Genomic DNA, 2,949 nt, shown 5'->3' with positions numbered 1-2,949 from the left:
GGCCGCCGAGCTCGCGCGCGGCGGCCAGCGCGCGGCGCTCGTCGACGCCGACTCGCACGCCCCGTCGCTCGCGCTCGCGCTGGGCTTGGCCGACGAGGGACCGGGCTTTGCCGCCGCGTGCCGGCAGAGCGAGCGCGGCGGGCTCGACCGCGCCGAGCTCGAGCGCATCAGCACGCCGGTGCGAGTGGCCGGCGGAACCGTGGGCGTGCTGACCGGCATCAACCGCCCGTCGCGCTGGCCCGAGCTCACCGAGGCCCGCGTCGCGGCTGCCCTGGACGCGTGCCGCGACTGGGCCGACCACACCGTCGTCGACGTGGCGGCGGCGCTGGAGCGCGACGAGGAGATCGTCAGCGACCTCGACGGGCCGCGCCGCAACGCCGCAACGCTGGCCGCGTTGGCGGCGGCGGACGCCGTGGTCGCGGTGCTGTCGGCCGACCCGCTGGGAGCGTCGCGCTTCGTGCGCGGCCACGCCGAGCTGCGCGCGATCGTGGGCGCCACGCCGATCACGGTGCTGGCCAACAAGCTGCGGCCGGGCGCGCTCGGCATCGACCCGCGCGGCCAGATCCGCCAGACGCTCGACCGCTTCGCCGGCGTGTCGCAGGTGTCGTTCCTGCCGCTGGACCCGCGGTCGGCCGACGCCGCGATGCTCTCGGCGCGCCCGGTCGCAGAAGTCGCGCCGCGCTCGCCGTTCGCGCTGGCGATGCGCCGCGTTGCCGAGGACGTGGCCGCGGCGCTGCCGCGCGGCGAGCCGGAGGCATCCACCTCCGCCGCCACCCGCCGCTCCCGGCGGGCCTCGCGCGCAGATCGCCGCTCATGGCGCAGACGGGAAGCGACCGTCGCATAGGCTTGTGCGGTGTCCACGCTCAGTGATCTTGTCTACGCGCAAGGTCAGGCGAACGAGGCAGACATCGAGTGGCTGCACCGTCTGGTCAGCGACGGGCAGCTGCTCGCCGACCTCGCGTCCGCCGACATCGTCGTGTGGGTGCCGACCTTCGAGGACACGTTCATCGCGGTCGCCCACACGCGGCCGAGCGGGGCGGCGACGCTGTTCTACCGCGACATCGTCGGCGCCCGCGTGCGGCCCCAGTGGCGCACCCAGGTGCGCGACGCCTTCCGCGACGCCCGCATCGTCGATTCCGCGGCTCCCGACTGGTTCGAGGAGACGCCCACGCGCGTGCGCGCCGTTCCGATCGTGCGTGCGACGCGCGGCGACTCCGCCGCCAGCGTGGTCGGCGTTCTGACGCGGCACACGAACCTCGGCGAGTCGCGCACGCCCAGCCGCCAGCAGATCACATTCAACGACTGCGCCGACGACCTGTTCCACATGATCGCCTCGGGGGAGTTCCCTGATCCCGAGTCGCCGGCGGTGCCGCGGCGGGGCGCGCCGCGCGCGTCCGACGGGCTGATCCGCCTCGACGTCGACGGCACGGTCACCTTCGCCAGCCCGAACGCCCTGTCCGCGTTCAACCGCATGGGCTTCGACGACGAGCTGGAGGGGGAGTCGCTGCTGGAGGTGTCCACGCGCATCCTTCCCGACACGCACCAGTTCGACGAGAGCATGCCGGTCGTCGTCAGCGGGCGCGCGCCGTGGCGCGCCGACATCGAGGCCCGCGGCGTCTCGGTGTCGCTGCGGGCGATCCCGTTGCGCGACCATGGCGCGCGCATCGGCGCGATCGTGCTGTGCCGCGACGTGACCGAGATCCGCCACCAGGAGCAAGAGCTCATCACGAAGGACGCGACGATCCGCGAGATCCACCACCGCGTCAAGAACAACCTGCAGACCGTGGCCTCGCTGCTGCGCATCCAGGCCCGCCGCACCCACTCGGACGAAGCCCGCGACGCGCTTACCCAGGCGATGCGGCGGGTGTCGGCGATCGCGGTGGTGCACGACACGCTGTCAGAGGGGCTCGCGCAGAACGTCGACTTCGACGAGGTGTTCGACCGCGTGCTGCGGCTGGTCGCCGAAGTCGCCGCCGCGCCGAACACGCGGGCGCAGACGCACTCGAGCGGCGCGTTCGGCATCCTGCCCAGCGAGTACGCGACTCCGCTCGCGCTCGCGCTCACCGAGCTGGTCACCAACGCGGTCGAGCATGGCCTCGACGGCAAGGAGGGCCACGTCGAGATCATCGCCGACCGCGGCGACGAGCATCTGACGGTGCGGGTGCGCGACACCGGCGTCGGGCTGCCAGAGGGCCAGGTCGGCCGCGGCCTGGGCACTCAGATCGTGCGCACGCTCATCCAGGGCGAGCTGGGCGGCACGATCGACTGGCACACGATCATGGGCAGCGGCACCGAGGTGACGATCGAGATCCCGCTGCGCTACATCGAGCCGGCGCTCACCCCGTAGCGCCGTCGGTCGTTGAGCGAGCCGCAGGCGAGACGAAACGCGGCGCTACGACGCGCGGCGCGCGCGGGCGGCGCGGCGCTTCAGAGCACGGCGCTCGTCTTCGGACAGGCCCCCCCACACGCCCGAGTCCTGGCTGGTCTCCAGGGCGTACTGGAGGCAGATCTCCGTCACCGTGCAGCGTGCGCAGACCGACTTGGCCTTCTCGATCTGGTCGACCGCCGGCCCGGTGTTCCCCACGGGGAAGAAGAGCTCTGGGTCGACAGTGAGGCAGGCGGCTCGATCGCGCCAGTCCATGGTGATGCTCCTTGTTGCGTTGCGTGAGTCAGCGAGTGCTTGGGCGACCCCTCGGGTCGGGTACCCTGTGTGAGTTGCGAGCAGACGCTCGCCCCACTTCGCTGTGGGAGCACATGGCCATCGGCAATGCTTTCACGGAACAGGTGGGCGAATCAAGCATTTTCACGGCGTGAACGACGCATTTTGCTGAGTCTTCGCCGAGTGCCGATGAAGGATCTCCCATGAGCGACGAGTACCCGCAGCCGCCGGCGCGGCGGCCGCGCGCGGGTGCCGCGGTGGCCGCGGCGGCGCTCGTCGCGATCGAGGGC

At 72.5% G+C, this 2,949-nt stretch carries 3 protein-coding genes; 2 read left to right on the top strand and 1 reads right to left on the bottom strand.

The features are described 5' to 3' along the window. Together QM611_RS02580 and QM611_RS02575 are read left to right on the top strand one after the other, a co-directional pair. Positions 1-844 (top strand): MinD/ParA family ATP-binding protein (locus tag QM611_RS02580; protein WP_415078342.1); only part of this gene is annotated, 844 nt, incomplete at its 5' end. 9 nt (positions 845-853) lie between these two features. Then, positions 854-2,347 (top strand): sensor histidine kinase, encoded by a 1,494-nt coding sequence (locus QM611_RS02575; protein WP_415078341.1) that lies wholly within the window; start codon positions 854-856, stop codon positions 2,345-2,347. A gap of 45 nt (positions 2,348-2,392) precedes the next feature. On the opposite strand, the gene QM611_RS02570 is transcribed toward QM611_RS02575, so the two are convergent. Then, positions 2,393-2,641, bottom strand: coding sequence for a WhiB family transcriptional regulator (locus QM611_RS02570; RefSeq protein WP_415078340.1), 249 nt, complete (start codon positions 2,639-2,641; stop codon positions 2,393-2,395). Positions 2,642-2,949: the final 308 nt, after the last annotated feature.

This window comes from Microbacterium sp., assembly GCF_047606685.1.
GTDB lineage: Bacteria > Actinomycetota > Actinomycetes > Actinomycetales > Microbacteriaceae > Microbacterium.
Note: the sequence above shows the minus strand (reverse complement) of the source record. Positions and strands in the feature narration are given on the sequence as shown.